The 25,307-nt window shown below is 41.5% G+C and carries 25 protein-coding genes; 22 read left to right on the top strand and 3 right to left on the bottom strand.

Annotated elements, in window-relative coordinates; all coding sequences use genetic code 11:
• The 6 genes from IPO83_00940 to IPO83_00915 all read left to right on the top strand — a co-directional run bounded on the left by IPO83_00940 (window position 1) and on the right by IPO83_00915 (window position 5,689).
• Entirely contained in the window at window positions 1-285 is a 285-nt protein-coding gene (locus IPO83_00940; GenBank protein ID MBK9729857.1) for a transcriptional regulator, read from the top strand.
• A gap of 276 nt (window positions 286-561) precedes the next feature.
• A complete protein-coding gene (locus IPO83_00935; protein ID MBK9729856.1) occupies window positions 562-1,047 on the top strand; it encodes a hypothetical protein in 486 nt (161 codons plus the stop codon).
• Window positions 1,044-1,514, top strand: coding sequence for a DUF2141 domain-containing protein (locus IPO83_00930; GenBank protein MBK9729855.1), 471 nt, complete (start codon window positions 1,044-1,046; stop codon window positions 1,512-1,514). The genes IPO83_00935 and IPO83_00930 overlap by 4 nt, the downstream gene beginning before the upstream one ends.
• 54 nt (window positions 1,515-1,568) lie before the next feature.
• Entirely contained in the window at window positions 1,569-2,045 is a 477-nt protein-coding gene (locus tag IPO83_00925) for a hypothetical protein (protein ID MBK9729854.1), read from the top strand.
• A gap of 584 nt (window positions 2,046-2,629) precedes the next feature.
• Window positions 2,630-4,681 carry an alkaline phosphatase D family protein gene (locus tag IPO83_00920; GenBank protein MBK9729853.1) on the top strand — a complete coding sequence of 684 codons (2,052 nt, stop codon included), beginning with the start codon at window positions 2,630-2,632 and terminating at the stop codon, window positions 4,679-4,681.
• 42 nt (window positions 4,682-4,723) lie between these two features.
• Window positions 4,724-5,689, top strand: a complete 966-nt coding sequence (locus IPO83_00915; protein MBK9729852.1) for an ADP-ribosylglycohydrolase family protein — start codon at window positions 4,724-4,726, stop codon at window positions 5,687-5,689.
• Window positions 5,690-5,823: 134 nt separating this feature from the next.
• Here the strand turns inward: IPO83_00915 and IPO83_00910 are convergent, their stop codons facing one another.
• Entirely contained in the window at window positions 5,824-7,920 is a 2,097-nt protein-coding gene (locus IPO83_00910; GenBank protein ID MBK9729851.1) for a T9SS type A sorting domain-containing protein, read from the bottom strand.
• Between the two features lie 353 nt (window positions 7,921-8,273).
• On the opposite strand from IPO83_00910, the gene IPO83_00905 reads away from it, so the two are divergent.
• From IPO83_00905 to IPO83_00865, 9 genes are all read left to right on the top strand, one after another.
• Window positions 8,274-8,906 (top strand): 3'-5' exonuclease, encoded by a 633-nt coding sequence (locus IPO83_00905; GenBank protein MBK9729850.1) that lies wholly within the window; start codon window positions 8,274-8,276, stop codon window positions 8,904-8,906.
• A gap of 184 nt (window positions 8,907-9,090) precedes the next feature.
• Entirely contained in the window at window positions 9,091-10,137 is a 1,047-nt protein-coding gene (gene mnmH, locus IPO83_00900) for a tRNA 2-selenouridine(34) synthase MnmH (GenBank protein MBK9729849.1), read from the top strand.
• A gap of 58 nt (window positions 10,138-10,195) precedes the next feature.
• Window positions 10,196-11,242 carry a selenide, water dikinase SelD gene (gene selD, locus IPO83_00895; protein ID MBK9729848.1) on the top strand — a complete coding sequence of 349 codons (1,047 nt, stop codon included), beginning with the start codon at window positions 10,196-10,198 and terminating at the stop codon, window positions 11,240-11,242.
• 1,473 nt (window positions 11,243-12,715) lie between these two features.
• Window positions 12,716-13,636, top strand: coding sequence for an ATP-binding cassette domain-containing protein (locus tag IPO83_00890; GenBank protein ID MBK9729847.1), 921 nt, complete (start codon window positions 12,716-12,718; stop codon window positions 13,634-13,636).
• Between the two features lie 39 nt (window positions 13,637-13,675).
• Window positions 13,676-14,404 (top strand): gliding motility-associated ABC transporter permease subunit GldF, encoded by a 729-nt coding sequence (gldF, locus tag IPO83_00885; protein ID MBK9729846.1) that lies wholly within the window; start codon window positions 13,676-13,678, stop codon window positions 14,402-14,404.
• Window positions 14,405-14,480: 76 nt separating this feature from the next.
• Window positions 14,481-16,184 carry a gliding motility-associated ABC transporter substrate-binding protein GldG gene (gldG, locus tag IPO83_00880; GenBank protein MBK9729845.1) on the top strand — a complete coding sequence of 568 codons (1,704 nt, stop codon included), beginning with the start codon at window positions 14,481-14,483 and terminating at the stop codon, window positions 16,182-16,184.
• Between the two features lie 69 nt (window positions 16,185-16,253).
• Window positions 16,254-17,279, top strand: coding sequence for a hypothetical protein (locus IPO83_00875; protein MBK9729844.1), 1,026 nt, complete (start codon window positions 16,254-16,256; stop codon window positions 17,277-17,279).
• Window positions 17,279-17,671 (top strand): hypothetical protein, encoded by a 393-nt coding sequence (locus tag IPO83_00870; protein MBK9729843.1) that lies wholly within the window; start codon window positions 17,279-17,281, stop codon window positions 17,669-17,671. The genes IPO83_00875 and IPO83_00870 overlap by 1 nt, the downstream gene beginning before the upstream one ends.
• Window positions 17,557-18,216, top strand: a complete 660-nt coding sequence (locus IPO83_00865) for a TerC/Alx family metal homeostasis membrane protein (protein MBK9729842.1) — start codon at window positions 17,557-17,559, stop codon at window positions 18,214-18,216. Before IPO83_00870 ends, IPO83_00865 begins: the two co-directional genes overlap by 115 nt.
• Window positions 18,217-18,248: 32 nt before the next feature.
• Here IPO83_00865 and IPO83_00860 read toward each other — a convergent pair whose 3' ends face one another.
• Entirely contained in the window at window positions 18,249-18,470 is a 222-nt protein-coding gene (locus tag IPO83_00860; protein MBK9729841.1) for a hypothetical protein, read from the bottom strand.
• A gap of 105 nt (window positions 18,471-18,575) precedes the next feature.
• Between IPO83_00860 and IPO83_00855 the strand changes: the two genes are divergently transcribed.
• From IPO83_00855 to gmk, 4 genes are all read left to right on the top strand, one after another.
• Window positions 18,576-19,082 carry a hypothetical protein gene (locus IPO83_00855; protein MBK9729840.1) on the top strand — a complete coding sequence of 169 codons (507 nt, stop codon included), beginning with the start codon at window positions 18,576-18,578 and terminating at the stop codon, window positions 19,080-19,082.
• 448 nt (window positions 19,083-19,530) lie between these two features.
• Entirely contained in the window at window positions 19,531-20,481 is a 951-nt protein-coding gene (locus tag IPO83_00850) for a T9SS type A sorting domain-containing protein (GenBank protein MBK9729839.1), read from the top strand.
• 29 nt (window positions 20,482-20,510) lie between these two features.
• Window positions 20,511-21,062, top strand: a complete 552-nt coding sequence (locus tag IPO83_00845) for a hypothetical protein (protein ID MBK9729838.1) — start codon at window positions 20,511-20,513, stop codon at window positions 21,060-21,062.
• Window positions 21,063-21,200: 138 nt separating this feature from the next.
• Complete coding sequence (gmk, locus tag IPO83_00840) at window positions 21,201-21,770, top strand: guanylate kinase (protein MBK9729837.1); 570 nt, start codon at window positions 21,201-21,203, stop codon at window positions 21,768-21,770.
• Between the two features lie 50 nt (window positions 21,771-21,820).
• Here the strand turns inward: gmk and IPO83_00835 are convergent, their stop codons facing one another.
• A complete protein-coding gene (locus tag IPO83_00835; GenBank protein MBK9729836.1) occupies window positions 21,821-22,207 on the bottom strand; it encodes a hypothetical protein in 387 nt (128 codons plus the stop codon).
• Window positions 22,208-22,593: 386 nt separating this feature from the next.
• On the opposite strand from IPO83_00835, the gene IPO83_00830 reads away from it, so the two are divergent.
• The 3 genes from IPO83_00830 to IPO83_00820 are packed head-to-tail and all read left to right on the top strand — an operon-like array spanning window position 22,594 to window position 25,278.
• Window positions 22,594-22,923 (top strand): hypothetical protein, encoded by a 330-nt coding sequence (locus IPO83_00830; protein ID MBK9729835.1) that lies wholly within the window; start codon window positions 22,594-22,596, stop codon window positions 22,921-22,923.
• Entirely contained in the window at window positions 22,826-24,754 is a 1,929-nt protein-coding gene (locus IPO83_00825; protein MBK9729834.1) for a PKD domain-containing protein, read from the top strand. Before IPO83_00830 ends, IPO83_00825 begins: the two co-directional genes overlap by 98 nt.
• Entirely contained in the window at window positions 24,703-25,278 is a 576-nt protein-coding gene (locus IPO83_00820) for a T9SS type A sorting domain-containing protein (GenBank protein MBK9729833.1), read from the top strand. Before IPO83_00825 ends, IPO83_00820 begins: the two co-directional genes overlap by 52 nt.
• Window positions 25,279-25,307: the final 29 nt, after the last annotated feature.

The raw sequence follows: 25,307 nt of genomic DNA, 5'->3' as shown, positions 1-25,307 counted from the left end.
ATGTATAGTGAACTCGACCCCATTTTAAATGTTCCTGTCCGCCTGGCAATTGTTTCGACATTGATGAAAGTGAAACAAGCCGACTTTAATTATTTAATGGAAATCACAAAAACAACACAAGGAAATTTAAGTCATCAAATAAAAAAATTGAGTGAAGCAGCATACATTGAGGTGGAAAAAACATACAAAGGAAATTATCCGCAAACCATTTGCAAGCTCACTGCAAAAGGAAAGAAAGCATTTGAACAATATGCAGAAACAATAAAAAAATATTTGCACCTCTAAAAAATATATTTTTTGTCCATTTGGTTTGTAATACAAACAACATTAAAGAACCAATGTAAAAAACAATTTCAATAAACATTAAGGCGAAGCCGAAAACCTTTTCAGAGCACCATTTCTAAAAAAAAATCATGCAAACTATTTCACATTACAGTTCTGTTTTGTGCAGGACTTTCATTCGTAATTTCATTTTCACCCACAAGCCCACATTTCCCGGCACCTTGGGACACAACTGAAATTATCAAAGCATATTTCAGTGGCTATCCTCATGCAGTATTGATGTGCTCCTTTCTACAATTTATTGCAGCAGTTCCATTGGGGCTATTTGTTGTATGTGTCGTTAGCCGACTGCGCTTTCATGGAGTAACAGCAGTGGGTCCTTATATTGCATTATTCGGTGGACAGATTGCAGCAGCAAATATTCTATTGTCGTCTCTCTTACTTTGGGTAATGGCCTATCCCGAAGTTGCGCAAGACACATCAATCATTCGTGTTTTGTATTTTATAGTATATGCAACCGGCGGTGTTGGTTATTCATTACCACTTGGAATTTTCATCGCAGGTGTTTCCATCACTGCATACTTCACTAAACTTTTACCAAAGTGGTTAGTGTATTGGGGCTTTGCATTGGCATTGTGCGGACTGTTAAGTTCATTGAGTTTGCTTACTCTCCACCTTTTATTTTTTATTCCGCTAACAAGATTCATTGGTTTTATCTGGCTCATCCTTGCCGGTTTTAAGCTTCCATCAAAACAAATGTCATGAAACATCAAACACTCAAATCAATTTCGCTGATTGCAATATTACTTTCAGCATATTTTTTTATTACGTCATTTCAAACAGCAACCGTCAACAATCTGCAAGTAACGGTTACGGGAATCAGAAATTCAAAAGGAGAAATAAATATTAATCTATTCAACAAAGCCGATGGATTTCCAAAGGAAGCATCAAAAGCAATGCTTCATTTAAGAGGTAAAATAACCCACGGCACAAGTACCATAACTTTTGAAAATATTCCCTTTGGAAGATATGCAATCGCAGTTTACCACGATGAAAACAACAATAATAAAATAGATAAAACCTGGTATGGAATGCCTACCGAAGGCATTGCAGTTTCAAACAATGCAAAAGGTAGCATTAGTGGACCACCAAGTTTTGATGCTGCAAAATTTGATTTCAATGCTTCCAAAAAAATTATCTCAATCAAATTGGATTACATCCATACGGAATAAAACAACTTCATTAAAAATAAAAATCAAGTCACATCAACAAAAAGCAAAAAAAATATGCAAGCCGTTTTACAAATAACATTGACATTACACCTTATTGCTTTGGCAATGGCAATAGGTATCACATTAGCAAATGCCATTTCACAATATCAATTTTGGAAACTCTACGACTCAAATAAGGAGCAGGGTTTGGCAGCATTCAAAGCCACAACAAAATTTCGTGTGTTCGGAATTATTGGTTTGATGGTTTCAATTCTTACAGGACTAATCATGCTTTGGCTTTTAAACTGGAGTTTGACAGCACTGCTTTGGTTCAAAATAAAATTAGCCATCGTGGTTTTACTTTTTGTTAATGGTTTTACACTTGGCAGAACAACTTCCGACAAATTAGATGCAATATTAAAATCGGAAAATAATACTGACGAAGTGCAACACGAAACAATTCGCTTGAGAAGAAACATGCAACTCTTCCAACTCACACAATTATCAATGTTCATCATCATTATCATTTTGGCTGTTTTTAGATTCAATTAAACAAACGATACTTTGTAAACGCAAGTAAAAACATGACAATATCCATTGTAAATCGCTTTTAATTACATGCGTAGTGAAATTGACCTAAGACCAATGTTGATGGTGTACATCTGAGGATGGATTTAATGATTTTTGGTTCTATCAAAGTCAGCTCCGCCACCACACCTTCCTGCATTTTGTTTCTGCATTCATTTTATCGTGTGTCTGTTTTGTTCATCATTGCTGTTATTAAGTTGATCTGCCGCGTTCTATCAGTTTCAACGTAATCATCTTTCCCCTTTTGCAATGCGGACAAATATGGAGTGGTCACCAGTCAGAAAATAAGACAAGCGCCATTGATGCAATTTTGTACAGCCTATTTCCCGGTTTGTCGTCAGCCAGGGTAAGTTGGGCTATTTTACTTTATCGTTTTGGTTTATGCATTTACATTTATCAATGGTATATATTATTCAAACCTTTGTTTGAAATGTTATGAGCAAGCACAGTATGATTTGGTAAAATGCTTCAGGTGTTTTGAACATAAAGAAATAAAAATAAAGCATGCTTTTAATTCAGGTTAACTAAACAGCATCCATTGCATTCTTATGAGTTTAACCCGCCGTAAATTCTTACAGACCTCCATACTCGCTGGCTTCGCCTTAGCGACAAAAAAAGGTTGGGCAAACAAGGTTCCCACAGCTGCCATTGAACGCCGCGACCTTTTTCCACAGGGTGTAGCATCCGGTGACCCGACAGCTAACAGTGTAATCTTGTGGACGAGACGTCCGCCAGTAAATGATAGTGTTGCTAAAAAGCTGGTTGTTGAAATTTCAACGACACCTGAATTCAAAAAAATCCTGGCAGGTGGTACATCACAAATCAGCGCTGATTCAGATTGGACCTGCCGGTTTTTGGCTGCAGATCTCGAACCCAACCGTGCGTATTGGTACCGTTTCATTGATGAGCATGGTTTCGCCAGCCGGACCGGTCGTACGATAACTGCACCCAGCGACGATTCGGATGCACCCGTTCGCTTCACCTTTGTTTCTTGTCAATGCCCTAACGAAGGTGCACTGAATGCTTACCGGAAGATGATCTTCGAAGATGAGGCACGTTCCAGGGACCAGCAACTTAATTTTGTGTTGCACCTGGGTGATTTTATTTACGAAGTCACCTGGTATGCAGAAGATAATCCCAACGGAAACCGCGGCCGTCGTATCAGAGATCTGTATAAATTCCCGCAAGGCAGGAAGGTTAGCAATTTTCATCTACCCGTTACGCTCGAGGATTATCGTACACTTTATCGTGCCTATCTCGAAGATCCCGATTTGCAGGATGCGCGGGCGCGTTGGCCATTTGTCTGTGTTTGGGACAATCACGAATTTGCCTGGGCAGGCTATCAAAGTGAGTATGTGGCAGGAGGCGGCTACAACGCTCCTGCACAAAACCAGAAAGTCTATGCCAACCAGGCCTGGTGGGAATTCATCCCTGCGCTGGTTGAACAACCCGGAAACCCTAAGCTCGAAAAATTCATTGCTCCGGAAGTGGTGGATACTCCCATGGAAGAGTTCAACGACGACGGACTCTCAGAAGAACCTAATAACCTGCTGGCGATTAACAGCCTGAAGATCCAGCGGGTATTGCGTTGGGGAAAGAATGTCGATTTGTTGCTCACTGATAATTGGTCATTCCGTTCTCCTGATATGTCCACTGATGATTTTGAAGCTCCGGAGTATCCAAGGGTTTCCCCACAAGTGCCTTTTGAAATTATGAATTATGGTCGTCATTATAATGGCGACCATCCGCCGGACACCATTCGTTTCAACGGTAAGGACATTCCGAATCCGACAAAAGATGTTCATGCCCAGACTTTCCTGGGCAGTGAGCAGAGACGCTGGTTCATAGAACAGCTCGGGGCCTCTACTGCGCGCTGGAAAATATGGGGACACACTTTTGGCACTATGGAAGTGCGCAGCGATTATCAAAATTTACCCGGCGAATTAGGAAGTCAATGGCCTAAAGAGGCAGGATATGCGGTAATGGACAACCGGTTTCTTCGTGATAAAGACTTGATATTTGATTTCATACGCGATCAGAAAATCACTGGTTTTTGTGTGGTGGGAGGTGACCGTCATGGGTTTTATGCCGGATTAACTTCCAAGGCGCTGCCGCCAAAGAATTATGAACCATTAGGTGTGGAATTCATTACCGGTTCCATATCGCAGCAGACTCTTTTTGAAGTGATGGAAGTTACCATGGCTAAAGATCATCCGAAACGTGTGCTGCACCTGATCGATCAACCTGATGGCAAGGTGATCCCTTCCATGAATGTTACTGCTTTACATGGTGTGAATTCAACGTTAAAATTAAAGGAGACCGGAGATATGGAGCAAGCCCGTGCCGTGCGCAATCCGGACGTAGCGCCGCATATGTCATTGGTCGACTTTGGCGGTCACGGCTATGCACTGGTGACTGCTACTAACGATCATCTTTCTGCAGAATTTGTATGTATACCGCGACCCTTTGAACGCAGTGAAGGGACTGATGGTGGTCCTTTGACTTATCGTGTTGTGCATCACACACGTTTATGGAAGGCAGGTGAGGCGCCAAAACTTGAGCAGGAAATTATGGAAGGAGATCCAGGATACTGCATCTGATGCGGCGAAAAACCAAAACAATCACCGCATATTTGCGGTGGTGTGAACTATTCCGACAAAATAAAATCGGTTCTTTTTGGTGTTGCAGTTGGTGATGCACTTGGCGTTCCAGTTGAGTTCCACAGCAGGCAAACCATTCGTAAAAATCCTGTAACCGATATGATTGGTTACGGCACTTATAATTTACCTCCAGGAACGTTCTCTGATGACAGCTCACTTACTTTTTGTCTTGCAGAAGCATTGACAAACGAATTTGACTTAAACACTATCGGACAAAATTTTGTAAGGTGGTGCTACCATAATTATTGGACACCGCGAGGAAATGTTTTTGATATTGGTATTGCAACCCGGCAAGCAATTGACCGGCTTGCAAAAGGTGAACGGCCAGATTTAGCAGGAGGTTTTGATGTTTCTTCCAACGGCAACGGCTCACTCATGAGAATTTCGCCTTTGACTTTTTATTTGTTGGACAAACCTATTCATGAACGCTATGAAATAACAAAACAAGTTTCTTCCATCACTCACGGACACATTCGTTCTGTAATTGCCTGCTTCTACTATCTTGAATTTGCCCGGCAACTATTTGCACAGAAAGATAAGTTTGAGATTTATAAAAACCTGCAAACAGAAATCACACATCACCTCTCTTATCTTTCAATCAATCTGACAGAGGTTGCCTTGTTTGACCGTTTGCTAAAACAAAACATATATGAACTGACGGAAGAAAATATTTTTAGCAGCGGTTATGTGTTACACACTCTTGAAGCTGGTATTTGGTGTTTGCTGACAACTGACAATTACAAAGACGCTGTTTTGAAAGCGGTAAATTTAGGTGAGGACACAGATACAACAGGAGCGGTAACAGGCGGACTTGCAGGATTGCTTTACGGACTTGACAACATTCCAGCGAATTGGATAAAACAAATAGCAAAACAGGACGACATTGAAGAACTTGCGGAACGATTGGCCGAGAAGTTTGCCAGCCTCCAATCGGATAAGCGGCAGTGAGTGAATTATTCACTTTGCGCTATTTACACCACTATGGGTGTTGGGATGCGTAAAGCGGTTCGTCAGGCATACAAAGGTTTAAACAAAAACGCTCCGAAAAATTCCGGAGCGTTTAATTTTAAACCAGGTGTTGGCTATTCAATCACGAGCTTCTTCACATTCGTTTCGCCATTCGACTGCATCCTTAAAAAATAAATGCCTTTAGATAGAGATTGCACTGCATCTGCCTGTACTGATTGCTGATGACTGCCGGCTGCCTGTTGTTCGTTTGAAACCTCGAATATTTCTCTTCCTGTTAAGTCGATGATGGAAACACGCACTTCAGCTGCTTCAGGCAGACTGTAGGTAAGCGTAAAATCACCATTGTTCGGGTTAGGGAAAATATTGAGCGCAGCAGTACCGGAAGCAGGCGACTGAATGCCTACTCCATATTCAGAAACCGCGATATCATCGATATATAAATTGTTGCCATAGCTGCCGCCGGTAAATTCAAACTTGATGCGGATATTGGGTTGCGCAACAATGGATGGAAAAGATACAGTTGCCAGACTCCAGGTACCAGTGGTTGCTCCGGGTGTAAAATAATTTCCATACGCGCCATTATTAATCAGGTCAAGTCCGGAGCGCACATTTCTTAAATACCACGATTCTCCGCAATTGCTCGAAGTATAAATTCTGAGCGCATCATTTATGTTGGTTACGTTCGAACTTCCTGAAGCAGCAGCATAGCGAAAGGAAAGGTTGATCTCGCCCATTCCTGAAAGATCCATTGCAGGGCTGATCATATAATCTACATCTCCCTGATCACCGTTGAAGTTATCAATCCGGGCGCAATGGGAACCTTCATATGCTGCATTCGTAGCAAGCGCCCACTCTGATCCGTTTCCATCAATATTCCTGATGATCCAGTCATTGTTGAATTTGTTCACATCTTCAAAATCTTCGAAGTAATAATGCGAATAGCTGGGAGTAGGCGGACTTACATAAATATCCTTTGAAACAGTGCTGGACCCTGCGGCATTCGTAGCTGTAAGTGTAATGGTGTGCTTGCCAGCTTCATTAAAAACAATCACAGGACTTTCTTCGGTTGAAGTAGAAGGTGTACCACCCGGAATATCCCACGACCAGCTTGAAGCGTCGCCGCCCCATGAAAAATTAGTAAAAGCAATATCAGCACCCTGGCAGATGTTGTAAAATTTCGGGTTAAAATCCGCACGCGGTGCACATTCTGCAACGTAGCCATCATTGGTTCCGGTTGCAATCAGGTTGCTTGCTGACCAAAGATTATCGCGATCAGAAACAGGATTATTTAAGATGCCTCTCATGATCGCTATCTGTCCTTCCGTAAACATTTTTGAACAATACGCATACTCCATGTAATTCTGCACATTCTCGATTACGCCGGCATTGCAAACTGCTCCGCTCAGATTACAACTGGTCCATCCTTTTGTTTCAGGCGTATCCTGAACGCCATCATCACCACATTCCACTCCGGGTGAATTGGTGGAGCCCCAGGTATGCGGCAGATTGAGATAATGACCAATTTCATGGGTGAGTGCTCTTGAAGTTTGTACACTGCTCGATCCAATAGATCCTATATAATCACTTAGTATCATGATGCCATCATAAGGTGCCAGAAAACCGGCTACAGAAGAAGGATAATAAGCATATCCTGCAACGCCATTCTGCATTTTATTCACTGTCCACACATTCAGATACATATTTCTCGGCCACTGAGAGAGTTTTGATCCGTCGTTGCCCTGGTATGTTTCATGAGATTGGATACGGTCGATGCCTGTTGTGCAACCGCCGCCGGACGTTTTCTTTGCCAGCCTGAATTCGATATGCGCATCACCTGCTATTCCTAAAAAAGCATTTACGATGGCCGCAGTATCCGCATTCATCTTGCGGTAGTCATCATTCAGTACACGCACCTGATCTTCTATCTGTTCATCAGAAATGTATTCACTTCCATAATTATGAATTACATGAAATACAATAGGAATAATGTAGACTTCATCTTCATCCCTGGTGTTATCGCTGGCAGCGATCTGATCACGGATTTGCTGATCATAATCCTGCTGCGCCTGCCATAATTCAGGGTATTGTGCCCAGAGTTTCAACTGCATTTCTGTGGCGCCGCAATGATTCAGATCCTGCGAAAAGGCCATGTGTTGGAGACCGGAAATGATAAGCAGGCAAACAATTACTACTGTACTATTTTTTTTCATTCAGGTAGATTTATGGTTTGATCAGGAATTTAATTTCACAATTGAAGGCTATTTTTTAAACTGCTTTAAGTGGTTGCGCTTATATTTTTACACTTAACACGAAACCTGGAAAAGCAAAATATTCCGCGTTCATTTGAGGAAACTGATAAAAAGGGAGGAGAGAGTGTATGAGTCTTTTCAACGAGGAAAATTTCGGCAAATGTAGAAAAAAAGGTCGTTGTTTCACTCATGCAACTTGTGCATTGATAAAACTGACAATTAAGTTACAAACACGCCAAACTCAATTACGGGCCGGTTATTTTTCCAAATCGACCGGCAATTAATTACTTTGCAGTGTACTTACCGATTATCACATGGATTTTGTCGCGATAGATTTTGAAACCGCTAATGAGCTTTCCACCAGTGCCTGTGAGCTGGGAATTGCTGTAGTACGCAACTATAAGGTGGTGGAAAGCAAATCCTTTCTCATTCAACCACCGGATCTCCGGTTTAATCCTTTTAACACCATGCTGCATGGCATCGGTGCCGAGCAGGTGGCAGACCAACCCGATTTCAAAGCACTCTGGCCTGAGCTTCTCCCCTATTTTGAAAACGAACTCGTGATTGCCCACAATGCAGGATTTGACATGCATGTGCTACGGAGTTTGCTCCTTCACTACGAGATTCCTTTCAATGAAATGCCATTTACCTGCAGCATTAAAGTAGCTAAAAAAGTGTGGAAAGAGCACCAGCGATATGGTTTGAAATCACTTACAAAAATTCTCGGAATTGAGCTCGAACACCACCGTGCAGAATCAGATGCAAAAGCATGCGCGCTGATTGCATGCATGGCATTTCGTGAAAACCAGGTGAGCATCACCGAAGAGATCATTACAAAACTCAATATTTACCCAGGCAGCATTTCTTTAGAAAAACTGGTTTCCACCCGTAACAAACCGGAGCTGGTAAAAAGAGGTAAGCGATATTTCTACCGTGAAATGGAATAGTAATTTATTGCTCTGAGATAATGACGATCTATCGTTACTATAAATATCCCGTCAAAAAATTCTGGACAGGTCGAATATCGATGAACGATTTCTGATTGAAGAATTAAAAAGCCTTCGAAGCTGCACCCGTGCCTTCAGTGACTTCCTTTCAAAGAAGTATTCTTTCTATTTTCGCTTCCCCTCCATGGTTCAAAAACTTAACATCGATGCCTTTCTTCAGCAATCAACCGGTCATCCGGTGATTGATGTGCGGGCGCCGGGCGAATTTCTGCATGCACATATTCCCGGAGCTATAAGTCTCCCGCTATTTTCTGATGAAGAACGGGCGGTAATAGGTACGATTTACAAACAAAAAGGACGTGAAGAGGCTATGTTAAAAGCGCTTGATTATTATGGTGCAAACATGCAACGAATCATAAGCGATTTAAAAAAAACAACTGACGATAAAAAGTTATTTGTTCATTGCTGGCGTGGTGGCATGCGCAGCGGTGTGGTGTCATGGATGCTGGATCTTTTCGGATACCAGGTTTCCACACTGAATAAGGGTTACAAAGTATTCAGGGCAGCAGTGCTCGAATCATTTTCACAGACCAGAAGGCTGGTAATTTTAGGAGGCAAAACAGGATCAGCGAAAACAATGGTCATTCATGAATTAATCCGCCAGCAGCAGCAGGTAATTGATCTTGAAGGGCTGGCTTGCCACAAAGGATCTGCTTTTGGAGGATTGAATGAACCGGAATCCCCTTCACAGGAACAATTTGAGAATGATCTTTTCATGAAACTCCGGAAGACCGATGCTTCTCTTCCGATCTGGCTCGAAGATGAAAGCCAGCGCATCGGACCTGTTAATCTTCCCAATGCGCTCTGGGCGCAAATGAGAAATGCACAAGTGATTTATCTCGAAATTCCTTTTGAAGAACGGCTGAATTATCTCGTGCAAACGTATGGCGAATATGAGCAGGAAGAATTGAAAGCAGCAACGCTTCGTATTCGCAAAAGGCTGGGTGGACTGGAAACAAACAAGGTGATTCAACACCTGGAAAGCAAAGACATGAAAAGCGCATTTAATATTCTGCTTCATTACTACGACAAGAACTACCTGCGGGCAACAAAAAACAGAGATGAAACAATGATTCAGAAAATAGACAGTAGCACGGTAGATGCTTCAGCGAATGCGCAATTGATTTTGCAGGCTCTCAAGAATAGATGGATCAATTCCAGCAAAGTTTGATCAATCAAAATGTTGCATATTGAAAATGGATTTAAAAACCGGTTTACCCAATCAATAAATGGAAGAAGAAAAAATCAGGCTTACACAATTCAGTCATGGTGCCGGATGCGGATGTAAGATTGCACCATCGGTGTTGCAAGAAATTCTTAAAGGTTCACGATCAGGAAACACCTTCTCCAATTTACTGGTCGGCAACGAATCAGGTGATGATGCCGCGGTGTATGAATTGACAAATGGTGATTGCCTCATCAGCACAACCGATTTCTTTATGCCGATTGTAGATGATCCATTCGACTTTGGAAGAATTGCCGCCACCAACGCTATCAGCGATGTGTATGCGATGGGTGGTGCACCGATTATGGCGATTGCCATTCTGGGTTGGCCTGTTGAAAAATTGCCGGTTGCATTGGCGCAGCAAATTTTGCAAGGTGGAAAATCTGTTTGTGAGTTGGCAGGTATCCCGTTGGCAGGTGGACATACCATTGACAGTCCTGAACCGATCTTCGGACTCAGTGTGAACGGACTGGTGAAAAAAAATTTCCTGAAAAGAAATAATACCGCAAAAGCCGGTGACCTTTTATTTCTTACAAAACCCATTGGCACCGGCATTCTTTCCACTGCTTTAAAAAGAAAATTAGTGACGGAAGACGCACTGAAGCCTGCGGTAGAACTGATGTGTACGCTTAATAAACCCGGCGAATTATTTGGCGGGTTGGATTACGTGCATGCCATGACCGATGTAACAGGCTTTGGAATTCTTGGTCACCTTTTGGAATTATGTGAAGGCAGCAATGTTTCTGCAACACTCACTTATGCTGCTATCCGTTTGATCGATGGAGTTGAGCCATTGGCAAAAAAATTTGTAGCACCTGATAATACTTTCAGAAACTGGAAAAGCTATGAACCAAAAGTTGAAGGTGTAACCGGCGAACGACTTGTAACACTTTGCGATCCTCAGACTAGCGGCGGATTATTGGTTGCTATTGATCAACAGTTCGGGGAAGCGTTTCAAAAACTGCTTAAAGAGCTTCACCTGGAAAATCATTTGGAACCTATTGGCATTCTTAAAGAAAAAAAAGAGGAGCAGTGGATCAGTGTAGTATGATCGAATCATTTAATTCGGTTGGCTTCGATTAATAGAACTTTTGCTCCCGAAGGCGCAAAGTTCGCAGAGTTACTTCCCAAAGAGGAGCAGTGGATCAGTACAGTATGATCGAATCATTTAATTCGGCTGGCTTCGATTAATAAAACTTTTGCTCGCGAAGGCGTAAAGTTCGCAGAGTTTACTTCCCAAAGAGGAGCAATGGATCAGTATAGTCTGATCGAATCATTTAATTCGGCTGGCTGCGATTAATAGAACTTTTGCTCGCGAAGGCGCAAAGTTCGCAGAGTTTACTTCCCAAAGAGGAGAAGTGGATCAGTGTAGTATGATCGAATCATTTAATTCGGCTGGCTTCGATTAATAGAACTTTTGCTCGCGAAGGCGCAAAGTTCGCAGAGTTTACTTCCAAAAGAGGAGAAGGGGATCAGTGTAGTATGATCGAATCATTTAATTCGGCTGGCTGCGATTAATAGAACTTTTGCTCGCGTAGGCGCAAAGTTCGCAGAGTTACTTCCCAATGAGGAACAGTGGATCAGTATAGCCTGATCGAATCATTTAATTCGGCTGGCTTCGATTAATAGAACTTTTGCTCGCGTAGGCGCAAAGTTCGCAGAGTTTACTTCCAAAAGAGGAGCAGTGGATCAGTGTAGTATGATCAAATGAGCTAATTCCACGGGCAGTGATTAATAAATAATTTGCTCGCAAAGGCGCAAAGTTCGCAGAGTTTACTTCCAAAAGAGGAGCAGTGGATCAGTACAGTATGATCGAATCATTTAATTCGGCTGGCTTCGATTAATAAAACTTTTGCTCGCGAAGGCGTAAAGTTCGCAGAGTTACTTCCCAAAGAGGAGAAGTGGATCAGTGTAGTATGATCGAATGAGCTAATTCCACGGGCAGTGATTAATAAATAATTTGCTCGCCAAGGCGCAAAGTTCGCAGAGTTTACTTCCCAAAGAGGAGCAGTGGATCAGTGTAGTATGATCGAATCATTTAATTCGGCTGGCTTCGATTAATAGAACTTTTGCTCGCGAAGGCGCAAAGTTCGCAGAGTTACTTCCCAAAGAGGAGAAGTGGATCAGTATAGTCTGATCAAATGATTTAATTCCGCTGGCGCTGATTAATAAATAATTTAATCGCAAAGGCACAAAGTTCGCAGAGTGTGCTGACCAACATTTCTTTGCGAGCTTAGCGCCTTTGAATAAATAAAATTTTAGAGGTGATGTGGATTAAAGTAGTAGGATCAAATGATTTAATTCTTCCGATCTTCATCAATGAATATTTACTTGCAATGGCGCAAAGTTCGCGGAGTTTACTTCCTCAATTTTTCCTTTGCGAGTTTAAAGACTTTGCGCGAACATATTTATCAGAAATGGATCATATTGATCACACCGGATTGACAATTTGAAACACACCCAAAGCAATTTTATATTTTCGCAACCCGTTAGCAGCTTTTAATCAACTCTTCAATTCCAGCTTTTGTCAATCATCGTTTCAGGGCTCACAAAAATGTATGGTCAGCAGCGTGCTGTTGACGCCATTTCATTTGAAGTGAAAGCCGGAGAAGTGCTGGGATTTCTCGGACCCAATGGTGCAGGCAAGTCTACCACCATGAAAATTCTGACCGGATATCTTCCGCAAAATGAAGGTCATGCATCTGTCTGTGGATTTGATGTGGAAAAACAATCGCTCGAAGCAAGAAAACACATTGGCTACCTGGCAGAAAACAATCCATTGTACGCTGATCTTTATGTGAAAGAATTTCTGCTGTTTGTGGCGCGCCTGAACCAGGTGAACAACAAAACCAAACGTGTCCGGGAAATCATCGGCATGACCGGTTTAGAAAAAGAACAACTCAAAAAGATCAATGCGCTTTCAAAAGGATACCGTCAACGTGTGGGCATTGCGCAGGCTTTGCTTCACGATCCGCAAGTTTTAATTCTGGATGAACCCACTTCAGGTCTGGATCCGAATCAATTGACAGAAGTGCGGCAACTTATCAGGGAATTGGGGAAAGAAAAAACAGTGATACTTTCTACCCACATCATGCAGGAGGTGCAGGCGATCTGCAGTCGTGTGGTAATCATCGACAAAGGAAAGATTGTTGCTGATGATGCGATTGAACGGTTGCAACAAAAGTCAGGTGGTGAAATAATAATACTTGTTTCCTTCAAGCAAAACACAGAAAGAAAAAAACTGGAGGCCATCATCCATGTTAAAAAAGTTGAATCCGCCGGAGATAATAAATGGAAAATCTATGGACAACCGGGATTACAGGAAGATGTCTTCCGTTTTGCAGTAGACAATCAGCTTACCATTACTTCACTGACTGAAGAACAACAATCGCTGGAAGAAGTGTTTAAGGAATTGACAAAAGTTCGTGGCAACTTAAATCAATAATAAAGAAACCGGCTTCGTAAAGATTCGGCGCGTAAACATATGATCGCAATATTTCGAAAAGAGCTGACAACATTTTTTTCTTCCCTCATTGGATACATCGCCATTGCAGTGTTTCTGATATTGATGGCACTCATCATGTGGGTGTTTCCGAATAATGTGCTTGACAACGGATATGCCAACCTCGACATACTGTTTGATAATGCACCATTGGTTTTTATGCTTTTGATTCCGGCAGTAACCATGCGTATGTTTTCAGAAGAAAAAAAAGCTGGCACACTGGAGTTGATTGTAACGCGGCCGATAACAGCACTGCAAATTGTGATTGGTAAATTTTTAGCTGCTGTCTGCCTTGTCCTTTTTGCTTTGCTTCCAACTTTATTGTATTACTATTCCATTTACGCTCTGGGATCTCCAATTGGAAATCTAGATTCCGGCGCAACATGTGGATCATATATCGGATTAGTGATGATCAGTGCAGCTTTCATATCTATCGGACTTTTTTCTTCTTCTATCACGGATAACCAGATTGTCGCATTTGTAGTAGCTGCATTTTTATGTTTCATTGCATTGTTGTCGTTTGATGCAATAAGTGGCTTAGGATTATTTGGCGGAAAAGCGGATACCATTATTCAATCAATCGGTATGCAATACCATTACGATTCTATCAGTCGTGGCGTGGTGGATACAAGAGATATCATTTATTTTGTTTCTGTTGTAGTGGTATTTGTTTTGTGTACGAAGACGGTGTTAGAGAGCAGGAAGTGGTAGGAAGGGTTTAAAGAGTTTGAAGGGTTTATGTTGTTTAGGGGGGTTGAAATGTTGGTTGAAAGTTTGAAATATAGAAATGAATAGTAAAAGGACATATAAGCGGGAAGCGTTGATCCAACTATCCATCGTGATTGGAATAGTGGTTGCGTTGAATGTATTGTCGTCTGCGGTTTTTACAAGGGTTGATCTTACTGCCGACAAACGATTTACGCTCACTGATTCTACACGTCAGTTGTTGCGGAAACTGGATGATGTGGTATTCGTAAAAATTTATCTCGAAGGTGATTTTCCGGCAGGATTTAAACGGCTTGCCAATGGAACAAAGGAACTGCTGAATGAATTTAAAGTATACGGCGGTGATAAAATTCAATATGAATTTGAGGACCCTACCAAAGGAAAAAATGACAAAGAACTTCAGGATATATTGAAAGAGCTTGCCCAAAAAGGCCTGGAACCGACCAATGTAAAAAACAATGCCGGCGATGAATATTCTGAAAAAATAATTGTTCCGGGAGCCATCGTCAATTATAAAGGACACCAGGTTGCCGTTAACCTGCTCGAGAATACGCCAGGAACAGTAGCTCAGGAAGCATTGAATAATTCCATCGCACATCTCGAAGATAAATTTTCACAGGCCATTGAATCAATGTCATTGATTCGTGCACCAAAGATTGGTTTTATCAGAGGTCATGGTGAAATGAATAACATTGCCACCGCTGATCTTACCACAACAATGTCTGCTTTCTATGATTTGCGAATCATTTATCCGGACAGTGTTACTGAAATAGCAAAAGATTTCAAGGCAATTGTAATTGCAAAACCAACGAAGACTTTTTCTGAACAGGATAAATTCAAGATCGATCAGTATTTGATGAACGGAGGAAAAATATTATGGCTGGTAGAAGCATTGAATGCAGAATTGGATACTGTCATTGCGCGCCGTTCTTTTTTAACCGTTGATTATCCGCTCAATCTCGAAGACCAGTTGTTCAGATATGGAATACGTGTTAATCCCGCATTGGTACTTGATCTCCAGTGCAATCCTGTTCCATTGCTTGTGAGTTACGAAGGCACCAAACCGAAGTTCAATTTATTTCCCTGTTACTATTTTCCGGTATTCGCTGCCGGCAGTACGCATCCGATTGATAAAGGCATCACCGCAGTGTCCTCCTCATTTGCAAGCTCTCTGGACACGCTTGCATTGAAAGGCGTGCAAAAAACTGTTTTACTTTCTTCCAGCGATCACAGCAAGCTCGTGTTTACACCCTGGATGGTGGATTTTAAAGAACTGAAATCAAGACCTGATGAATCGCAATACAACAAGAAAAAACTGATCTCTGCCGTCTTGCTCGAGGGAACATTTCCATCCGTATTTGCCAATCGCATTGCACCTGAAATGTTAACGACATTGAATGATTCACTCAAGATGCCTTTCCGGGAAAAAAGCGTTGAAACAAAAATGATTGTGATTGCAGACGGCGACATCGCGAAGAACGAAGTGAATGCACAAGGTCAGCCACTCACTCTCGGCTACTATCGATTTACAGGAGAATATTTCAGCAACAAAAATTTTCTGCTCAATTGCATCGATTACCTTACAGGCTTCACGCAACATATTGATACACGTTCAAAGACCGTTCAGCTTCGCTTGCTCGACAACACAAAAGTGACTGCTGAAAAAACAAAATGGCAATTGATCAATACACTTGTTCCAATCGGTTTGCTGATTGTTTTTGGTTTGATGTTTAACTTTATCCGCAACAGAAAGTTTGCGCATTAAAATCAATCATTCCAGGACTATAAATGATTAAAGAATTTCAATAAAAGTGCATATAACAACATAAAATAAATGCGTCGCAATTTCCTCTATCTCTTCTTACTGGCTGTGCTTGCAGTGGCTGCTTATTTTCTGGTGATAAAAAAATCTTCCTCCACACTGAATGAAAAAGAAAAATCATTCGCCATTGAGGACACTGCTTCTATTTTCAAAATATTTATTGCTGATATGGAAGGAAAAAAAGTGGTGCTGAAACGGGAAGATGATCACTGGACTGTGAATGACCGCTTCGAAGTAAGAAATGATTACATGAAAACATTACTGTCGACCATCAAGCGATTAGATGTAAGTTATCCTGTTCCGGAAGCTGCGGAAAAAACGGTGATCACTGCGCTTGCGAGCAGCAACAAAAAGGTTGAACTGTATGACAAAGAAGGTTCGCTGCTCAAATCTTATTACGTAGGCGGAGGCACGCTGAATTCTGAAGGCACTTATTTTCTGATGAATGGTTCAGACAAACCTTTTGTGGTTTCAGTGCCTGCTTTTGCAGGTGTTTTGGACAGTCGTTTTGTAACCGATGAAGAGGTGATCCGCAGCACTGCTGTTTTCCGCTTCCGAAATAACGAGATCAGTATGATTACCGTAGAATATTTTGAGAAGCCTGATAGTTCATTCAGCATTAAACAGTTGAGAGCAGACTCCTTTGAAGTGAGTAATAAGAACAAAGGAATATTGGCAGGCGGACAACTCAATAAAGAACGGGTGCATCATTATATTTCGCTGTACTCTTCTATCTTTTGCGAAAGTTTTGTGAATGATCTCCCAAAGAAAGATTCCATCCTGCAAACCATTCCGTTTTGTACAGTTACGGTAACAGACCGGCAACAGCAATCGCAAAGCGCGACATTATATCACATGCCCCGCAATTCCACCAGCGAGCAATTTGATATGAAGGGGAATGAATTGAAATACGATGTCGACCGTTACTTTGCAACCATACATGACAACAAGGATTTCGTAATTCTTCAACAGTTTCATTTCGGACGTTTATTAAAATCTTTCTCCTATTTCAGTATCAAATCAAACGGTAAGAAGTAATGAATGCATTGATTCAACAATTCGGTGATACCGATGTGCTGTATGTTATTTTTGGAATTGTTGTTTTGCTATTCCTGGTGCTCGACATCGGAATATTGCAACGATCCGATAAACCGATGACAGTTAAAAGCGCGCTGTTTCAAACAGGTTGCTGGGTTTCAATTGCATTCGCCTATGGTTACCTCGTGTATCATTTTCATGGAACAGAAAAAGGACTCCAATATATTTCCGCTTACCTGATGGAATATTCCCTTTCGGCAGATAACCTTTTGTTTTTATACTCATACTCTCCTACTTTAAAATATCGGATAAATACTATCACAAGGTTTTGTTCTATGGAATTATCGGCGCGGTGGTTTTCCGGGTCATCTTTATATTTCTCGGAATTCTGATAGTAGAACAGTTTCATTGGGTGTTGTACATCTTCGGTGCGATACTGGTTTACACGGGTGTTTCCATGTTATTTTCGAAAGGGGAAAGCGAATTTAATCCGAAGAAGAATATCATGTATAAACTGCTGAACCGCTACTTCCGGTTAACGGATACTGAAGGTGATGGAAGCTTCAGGATTCAGCAAGACGGCAAAACATACTATACTATTTTATTCCTTGTAATCATGGTGATCGCATCAACTGATCTTGTATTTGCTATCGACTCCATTCCTGCGGTATTCGCTATTTCGCAGGACAGACTGGTGATTATTACCTCCAACATTTTTGCAGTGATGGGATTACGGGCCATGTTCTTCCTGTTAAAAAACATGGCGGATAAGTTTGACTATCTGAAAGAAGGAATTTCTATTATACTGATTTTTATCGGTGTAAAAATGCTGTTGGAAATTTTTCACATTACCATTACCACCGGATGGTCACTTGTTGTAATTGGTTCCATATTGACGATTGCGGTGTTGGTTTCGATTTTCAGGGATAAGAAGTGAGTAGCGAGTAGCGAGTGGTTAGTAGGGTTGGATTACCAGGGGTCGAAATCAAGGTCGATTTTTGGAGGACGTTTATGTTTGCTGCCTGTTATTGGATCGACCTTTCTTTCTTTTGATTTCCTCGGCCCTGTTCCTGCATGATTGTTTCTTACTGGTCTTGTTTCGTTGGAAACTATTTTCTCCATTGTAATTTTTTTTGCGTCAATCGCAGCTTTCAGTTGGAGCGCCAATTCCTTCTTTTCTTTTTTGGTCATGATACAATCTATTTAGTGATTGTATTTTAGAGAATAAAATGGAGATTCTAAGGTTGAATATGCTTTCATAAAAATTCTTGTTGTTGCCTCCCCAATGCTGGCCATTTGCAAATTCGTAACGATGCAGCATACAACATTAATTTCCACACCAATGGCTCACAGCGAATGACCATTCTTGGAAATACCAATCCGGGTTTTGTTGGAATTGGTACCACATCCCCTTCCTCCGTTTTGGAGGTGGATGCATCTAATTATTCAACCGGTGAAGTGGTTCGCACTGTGGCTGCTTCTGGTACTAATAGTTATTGGAGAATGTTTGGCGTTAACAGCGGTACTACTTATGAGTTTGCCGCCTTGTACCGCAATAATGGCTCATTGGATTTTCAGATACAGGCATCTTACGCTGCCAGCGGTGGCGGGGCTTTGCGGTTCAATACGGGAGGCAGTAATTTAAGAATGATCATTACCGGCGGCGGCGATGTGGGCATTGGTACTTCCGGACCAAATGCTAAATTCGAAGTTGTGAAAGCCGCAACCTACCAGCAGCGTTTAAGTTATGATGCTGGGCACTATACGGATATAGGAACATCTTCATCAGGTGATTTAATATGAAACCTGATTGTTCATCTGATTAATTCAAGGCTGTGTTGACTTATCAATGCACACGTACATCGAGGGTAATTCCTCTGTGTCCTGAAATATATTGAAACACAAATAAATTTGCTCTTAGTAACCATTTTATATATTTTAGCTAACTAATTATAAAACATATTATGCTTACCCTGTTACTACAGTTATGCTCTTTTTGATTCAAAACAATCCGCTTCCTGCACCACATTCTCATATTTCTTGTCGCTTCATAAATAGATTAACCCAACTTCACTCGCCCGACTCTTCTTCCGACCCTGATTCTTGCTTAAACACCAAGAGCCGGGCAAGAGCCGGCATCGAGAATGGTGATTGTCTTCATTTAATAGCTAGAAGACTTATTATTTGATTTGGCCAATCAAAAGCTCTTCTTCCCACTGAGTTTTTTTAAAAGTGGAACAAAAACCAAATCATGAAATCTTTTTTACCATTTCCTTTCTTTTTTTTACTTCTGGGTATTTGTCAGGCTCAAAATTTGGTTCCAAACGGATCATTCGAAGAATACGATGCATGTCCAACAGGAATCAACCAAGTTGATACTTGTAAGTATTGGTTTCCATTTGGTGGAATTTATGGAGTTCCTGGTTCACCAGATTACTTCAATGTGTGCGCCTTATCTATAGCTTCAATTCCAGATAATGCTTTCGGTACTCAACCTGCTTACGAAGGGAATGCCTATATGGGATTATATACATTTGAATATTCTTATGGTTATCGTGAATACATTGGGACAAGTCTCCTTGATACTATGCAACCAGGGAAGCACTACTCCGTTTCCATGAGGATAAGTCGGGGCAATCTAGTTCCAGGCGGTACTGATGCAACTGTGGCTAGTAATAAAATGGGCATGCGCTTAACAACATTATCTTATCCACCTGGAAGCATATTGCCTGTGAATAATAGTGCTCAATTGTATGAAGATTCAATTATTGTTGATTCCGTAAACTGGGTTCTATTGCATTGGAATTTCATTGCGGATTCTGCATATACACATGTTTACATTGGTAACTTTTTTGACTCTGATCATACAGACACTCTAAGAGTGGAAGTTATTATTCCGCCTGGAAGAGCATATTATTTCATCGACAGCGTAAGCATTAATTGCACGGATTGTGTATCTACTTCAATGCAGCCGATCCCAAAAGCAATTGGAGTAATTTATAATGGGTATTGTAGTACCTTGGAACTATGTGCAACGGAAACTACTTTGCTGACTGTAGTTAACGAAACAGGAGAAATGTTATTCTGTGACGAAATAAGCGCCGGAAAGAGGAGTATTCCATTTGCGTACTCATCAGGTATTTATTTAATTGTTTTGCAAACAAGGAAAGGAGTAATGGTAAAGAAGATTTTGATTGAATGAATTTTTCAAAAACAAAAAATCTTCATACTATGAAAATTCAATTATTGATCGAAATAGCATTCATGTCAATGCTTGCAACTAATGTAAATGCACAAACATGGTCCACAACTGGTAACACTCTTGGTGGAAGCGATTTCCTTGGCGGTTTATCAGGTGGTGGCAATCCGCTTCGCATTAAGACAGAAGATGCACAGAACCTCAATTTCTACACAAATTCTGGCAGTGGCACATTTAATAATCTACGAATGACCATTCTTGGCAACACAAATCCGGGTTTTGTTGGAATTGGTACCACATCTCCTTCTTCCGTTTTGGAGGTGGATGCATCTAATTATTCAACCGGTGAAGTGGTTCGCACTGTGGCTGCTTCTGGTACTAATAGTTATTGGAGAATGTTTGGCGTTAACAGCGGTACTACTTATGAGTTTGCCGCCTTGTACCGCAATAATGGCTCATTGGATTTTCAGATACAGGCATCTTACGCTGCCAGCGGTGGCGGGGCACTGCGTTTTAATACGGGAGGCCGCACTTTAAGAATGATTATAACCGGCGGGGGCGATGTGGGCATGGGTACTTCCTGACAACTTTTCAATTTTAACAATTTTCCATTCGACCACATTTATTTACTATTATGAATGTTGAATCCTGCACAAGTTCCGCCTCAGTTATCCCGCTACAAATTGCGGTGATATAATTTCTCTACCTTCGCGTTCATCTAAATCATGAGCGGGAAACTGATTGTAATCACCGCGCCATCGGGCGCCGGAAAAACCACGATCGCCAGGCATCTGCTGGACAGTTATCCCATGCTCGAATTTTCTGTATCTGCTACCACACGCCAGCGCCGGCCTGATGAAGTGCATGGCAGGGATTATTATTTTCTTTCAGATGAACAATTCCGGCAGCGCATCGACAACCAGTCTTTTGTAGAATGGGAAGAAGTTTACAAAGGCACATTTTACGGAACGCTCAAAGATGAAATCGAGTCGATATGGAAATCAGGTAAAGATGTACTGTTTGATGTGGACGTGAAAGGGGCGATCAACCTGAAAAAGCAATATGGAGAGCAAGCGCTTACACTTTTTATCAAACCTCCTTCCATTGAAATTTTATTGGAGCGGCTTCGCAGCAGGGCTACTGAAACACAGGAACGTATTGAAGAACGTATTACAAAAGCGCAGTCTGAATTGCAGTTTGAATCTTACTTCGATGAGACGATAGTGAATGATTCATTGCCTGATGCACTCCGGCAGGCGATAGCTATCACGGACAAGTTTTTGTTTTCTTAACAGCACTTCTGCAATAAGAAAAAATATTTACGGCAGTTTTCCCGCTTCCGTTAAAAATCAAATTGCATCAAACTCACACTGCCATCAGGAGTTGCAGTTTGATCGAGTAAGGTACCGTAAGATAGATGTGAAACCCGGAGGTAATAATAGTCCTCCTGAAGTCCGGTAAAAACAGCCAAACCACTGGAGTCTGTAAAGTGATAAACTACAACATCCAGACTGTTATCACGATCATATTCAGTTTTATATACTTCCGCTATTGCTCCGTTGACAGGTGTATAAATAATTTCTCCGTTTACGCCGTCTTGCTGATGGTAAACATTCACTTTGATAGTCGCATTGTGCACATGCGTCACCATATCTTTCGCCTCTTCTTTTCCGCATGAACAAAACATGAAGAAAATGAATGTTAAAATCAAAAAGCTCCTGAGATTCATAAAAAATATTTCTTTGTGTAAATTTACCAATAATGCTTTCTAAAAACTTCATGATATGATAAGGGGTGCACACCAAATTGTCGCATTGATGTTTGGAAAAAAAAGTAAAATCAAAGCTGTCATCCCGAATTTATTTCGGGATATCTCAATTTAGCAGAGATGCCGCCCGCAGGATCCTTCGGAAAATAAATTCGGCATGACGGTTCCATTTAGCGACAATTTGGTCTGCACCTTAAATTAAGGTCAATTTTCATAACTGCATTTAATCACTAAAAGACGTGGATAACTTAAGTGAAGTTGTCTGTTAAAAAGCAAATTAAATTGCGGCAGACGTTTAAAGTTCATGATCTTTGCGTATCAGTACAAATCACTAAATTTTCAACTTTATGAAATTATATTTTACATGCTTCAGTATACTCATCGTTCAACTCCTGCATGCTCAAACGCCTGCTGTGGAATGGGCAAAATGCTATGGCGGTACTGCTATTGACCGTGCCTATTCTTCCATACAAACCAGTGATGGCGGATATTTGGTTTGCGGGTTTACCAATTCCACTGATGGCGATGTCACTTTTAATCATGGTAACTCTGATGCCTGGCTGGTGAAAACCGATCCTGATGGTGGCATTCTCTGGCAAAAAAACATATGGTGGCTCCGGTGTAGATATCTTCAGATCCATCGTAGTGAGCGGTTCAGGTTATGTGGTATGTGGTGAAACAGCTTCAGATGATGGCGATGTAACACTGAATCATGGTATGACAGATTTTTGGGTATGCGGCATTGGCATTACCGGCAACCTGATTTGGGAAAAGACATATGGTGGAAGCAGCGATGATATTGCTTACGATATTGCTGTATCAGACAGCGGCTATTTTGTAATCGGTCAGACCTTCTCAATTGACGGGGATGTAACGAGCTATAAAGACAATGGCGATGCCTGGCTGATTTCCATCGATCAAAGTGGAGTGCTATTGGATAACAAAGCGAAGGGCGGACATGAGGAAGATGCCTATACTACGATTATTCCGGTCTTATCCGGAGGATTCCTGTTAGGTGGTTATACTTTTTCAAATGATGGTAATGTGGATAGTTTGAATCATGGAGGTTCGGATGCCTGGCTGGTGAAAGTCGGCAAGACCGGCAATTTTCAATGGACGCAGTGTTATGGAGATACCAGTAACGATGGAATTACAGAGCTTACAGAAAATAGCAACGGCAATTATGTAATATCAGGCTGGATCACCAATGGAACCGATCAGAACGCATGGAATTTTACTACTGATTTGAATGGTGTATTACTTTCAGACTTTGATTTTGGTGGATCTGATACTGAGTATGGCGGTCCTATGTTTAAAAATACCGTGAACCGCTACATCATTGTGCCTTCTACAGCTTCACCTGTATCGGGTGATCTTAACTGCCACATTGGGGGTGATGATATTTGGGCCGTTGAAGCAGAAGCTGATGGTACACTTAACTGGCAGTTGTGCCTTGGCGGTACACTCAACGATCGAAGCACTGCCAGCCTACTCACTGCAGACACCAGTTACCTTATTACAGGATACACCAATTCCACGGACGAATATGTAACCGGAAATCATGGCAATTATGATTGGTGGGTTGTGAAGCTCATACCCACCTGTGCAACGTATGCATCATTTTCTTATACTGTTGATGGCAATATTGTCACCTTCGATAATAACTCTGTAAGCGCGACAGACTGGCAATGGAGTTTTGGCGACGGACTCATATCCAATCAAAAACATCCGGTTCATGAATATGCAGCAACAGGTGCTTATGAAGTATGCCTGATTTCACAAGCTTCTTCCTGTTTACCGGATACTTTTTGCACCACAATTTATATCTGCGGAAGTCCTGCCGTTGCATCCTTTACTTATACTGCTGACAATGGAATCGTGAACTTCAGCAATACCTCGTCAAATGCCAGTCAATGGAACTGGACATTTGGAGACGGCGATTCAACTACGGATGAAAACCCTTCGCACACCTATTTAATGAATGGAAGCTATACAGTCTGCCTTACTGCTATTGATGAGGGTTGTTCCGAAAACACCTATTGTGAAACAGTTACCATTTGCGTAGGTGAAACCGTTTCACAATTTGAATTTGTTGATGATGGCGGAACAGTGACTTTCACCACCACTTCACCAACGTCCGATTCATGGTACTGGACATTTGGCGATGGGGGCACTTCTACCGAAAAAAATCCGCAGCATGCTTATACAGAGAGCGGAACTTTCGAAGTATGTCTTATTATTACCGATGCCTGCGGAACTGATACTTCTTGCCAGACCATTGACATTTGTGTATTGCCGGTTGCGGGATACAGTTACTTTACTACCGACCCTTTCACTTTTAATTTTATCGATGAATCGCTTTATACAGATGAATGGCTATGGATGTTTGGCGATGGTGATACAGATGCCACTTCCAATCCAACACATACTTACACATCCGGAGGAACATTTGAAATTTGCCTGATCGCAAAAATGAATGTGGCAGCGATACCAGTTGCCAGGAAATAGAAATCGGATGTCCGGATTTCGAATCAGGTTTTGCATTTACGCAATCTGTCGATACCGCTTTCTTCAGTGATCAATCTTCGGCAACCGCCAATTCATGGGATTGGTTTTTTAATGATGGCACTTATTCAACCCAACAAAATCCGGTTCATGTTTTTCCTGAAGATGGTGTCTATAATGTTTGCCTGATGGTGACAGACGGCTGCACGCTGGACACTGTTTGTCATAAAGTAACGGTAGTAGGTGTATACACTAATGAGCCACAAGCTGCAACTGATTGGAATGTTTTTCCAAATCCGTTGTACCAATCCGGCATCATTTCATTTGATCTCGCCAAGCCTTCCGATGTAATGATTTCACTTTTTAATGTGGATGGAAGAAAGATCAGCACCATCACAAACCAGTATTATAGTACAGGCAAACACGAAATAGATTTTGATAGAAATCAGCTTGCGGCCGGAGTGTATTTGATGCAGTTGAAAAGAAAAGATGGCGTGGAGTATAAGAAGCTGGTGATTGAGAATTGAAAATTAGAAATTAGGTATTAAGAATTGTG

The sequence above is a fragment of the Chitinophagaceae bacterium genome (assembly GCA_016717285.1).
Classification (GTDB): domain Bacteria; phylum Bacteroidota; class Bacteroidia; order Chitinophagales; family UBA10324; genus JACCZZ01.
Note: the sequence above shows the minus strand (reverse complement) of the source record. Positions and strands in the feature narration are given on the sequence as shown.